The 1,948-nt window shown below is 68.0% G+C and carries 2 protein-coding genes; one reads left to right on the top strand and one right to left on the bottom strand.

Annotated features, from left to right (window positions below; translation table 11 throughout):
- Positions 1-24: 24 nt before the first annotated feature.
- Positions 25-1,257: an IS701 family transposase gene (locus ACGF8A_RS34510; protein ID WP_393114787.1), complete on the bottom strand. Its 1,233-nt coding sequence runs from the start codon at positions 1,255-1,257 to the stop codon at positions 25-27.
- A gap of 167 nt (positions 1,258-1,424) precedes the next feature.
- On the opposite strand from ACGF8A_RS34510, the gene ACGF8A_RS34505 reads away from it, so the two are divergent.
- Positions 1,425-1,829 carry a type II toxin-antitoxin system PemK/MazF family toxin gene (locus ACGF8A_RS34505; protein WP_095753169.1) on the top strand — a complete coding sequence of 135 codons (405 nt, stop codon included), beginning with the start codon at positions 1,425-1,427 and terminating at the stop codon, positions 1,827-1,829.
- Positions 1,830-1,948 lie beyond the last annotated feature (119 nt).

The following is a 1,948-nucleotide window of genomic DNA, read 5'->3' as shown; positions in this document are numbered from 1 at the left end:
TACTCCAGCCGTAGATCGTGATCTTCATGCCTGAGTGGCTTGTCGACGGTAGTGGCTGGCCTGGGATCGGGCCTGGTGGCGGCGCCGCCAGTCGGACCAACCGAGCCGGTGGGCGGCATCGTGGACGGGTCGGACAACGAGTGTGATGAACAGGCGCTGGATCTCGTTGCAGGTGAGCGGAATGAGGGCATCGGGTGCGGGGCGGGTGTGCTCGTCTGCGCGTACGACGGCGAGGAAGGCGTGCGCGAGCATGGCGAGGGTGACCCAGCGGGACCAGGAGGCATAGCGGCGGACCTGGTGCTCGTCGAGTGCGGCCAGGCCCTTGCCCGACTGGAAGAACTCCTCCACCCGCCATCTTGATCCAGCGACTCTGACCAGCACGGTCAGCGGCACGGGTGCGCGCGAGTAGCAGCGGTAGTAGGCGAGTTCGCCGGTGCTGCGGTTACGGCGGATCAGCAGCTGACGACTCCCGGGTCGGGGGTCGGCGAGGTCGATGACTGCCCAGTCGTAGAAACGGTGGCCCTTGGCCCCGGCCCCTGCGGAGAGCTTCTGCCAGGCCCGCTTGGGCACCTCCTTGGCCAGGGTGTCCGCACGGAACCTCCCCGCCCCGGTGGTGACTTCGTGCGAGCAGGCCACCGCGAGGACGTAGCCGGTGCCGCGTTCCTCCAGTGCGGTTCGCAGCCTGGGGTTGCCGCCGTAGACCTCGTCGCCGGCGACCCATGCGGCCTGGTGGCCGGCGTCCAGGAACCGGGCAACCATACGAGTGGCCAGTTCCGGCTTGGTGGCGAAGGCGGTGTCCTGGTCGAGTCCGGCATCCCGGCAGCGGTCAGGGTCGGAGGTCCATGAACGCGGGACGTACAGTTCCCGGTCCACTGCCGCGTGCCCGCGCCGGCCGGCGTAGACCAGGTAGACGGCGACCTGGGCATTTTCGATCCTGCCCGCGGTGCCGGTGTACTGGCGCTGGACGCCGACCGTGCCGGTGCCCTTCTTCACGTCCCCGGTCTCGTCGACCACCAGTACCGCCTGGTCGTCGTGCAGGTGGTCCATCACGTAGTCACACACATCGTCGCGGACCCGGTCGGCGTCCCACTTGGCCCGCCCCAGCAGATGCTGCATGCCGTCCGGGGTCCTCTCCCCGGCCCATTCTGCGATGGTCCAGCAGTTCTTGCGCGGCAGGTCCGACAGCAGTCCGAGCACCAACTTCCGGACCCGGAACCGGGGTTCGACCCGTGTGAACCGTCCCGCTATCCGGCTCATCAGGCCCTCGAACGCCTCCTGCCAGCGGGCAGGGTCTACGCTGTGACCTGCGGCCACCGCGTGATCGTTTGTCTTCACACACCGATGATCAACGGGTGGCCGCACCCGTCTCCACAGCGCGTCGGGGTCGTGCAGCGTCCGCCCGCCGTCCTGTGTCAGGAGGACATGTGCAACGTGGCGAAGTCTGGTGGGTGGAGTTCGACGAGCGGCGGCCGGTCGTGCTGCTGTCGGGAGACGACGCGTCCGGGATCCGGGTGATGCAGGTCGTCGCTCGGGCGGGTGTCGACATCACCGGTCTGGGCGTCGAAGTGGCAGTAGGCGCCGTGGAAGGACTGCCCTTTGAAGGCGTGCTTCGGTTCGCGTTCCCGCGTCCGGGCTTTACCCCTTGCACGTGGCTGACCACCGTGTCCCGGGACGACCTGATCGAGCGGGCGGGCGCCCTGTCCTCCGCGAAACTCAGCGAGATTGAGAACGCCCTCCGTCTCGGTGAGCAGGCGAAGGAGTGGACCCCGGCGACGACCGCGAAGCTCAGCGAGATAAGGAACGCCCTCCGTCTCGGTGGACTCGGGTAGGCGGAGAAGGAAACGAACGCCCGCGACGGCGTGGTCGGTCTCGTCCAGATGATCGACGCTGCCAGCTGCCTCCTCGGCGCCCCTCACGATCGAGATCACGATCTACGGCTGGAGTACTA

Source organism: Streptomyces sp. NPDC047706 (assembly GCF_043204795.1).
GTDB lineage: Bacteria > Actinomycetota > Actinomycetes > Streptomycetales > Streptomycetaceae > Streptomyces.
Note: the sequence above shows the minus strand (reverse complement) of the source record. Positions and strands in the feature narration are given on the sequence as shown.

Bases quoted from the DNA above. Each gene is read 5' to 3' on its own strand.
- ACGF8A_RS34510 (WP_393114787.1), bottom strand. From the start codon at position 1,257: ATGAGCCGGATAGCGGGACGGTTCACACGGGTCGAACCCCGGTTCCGG.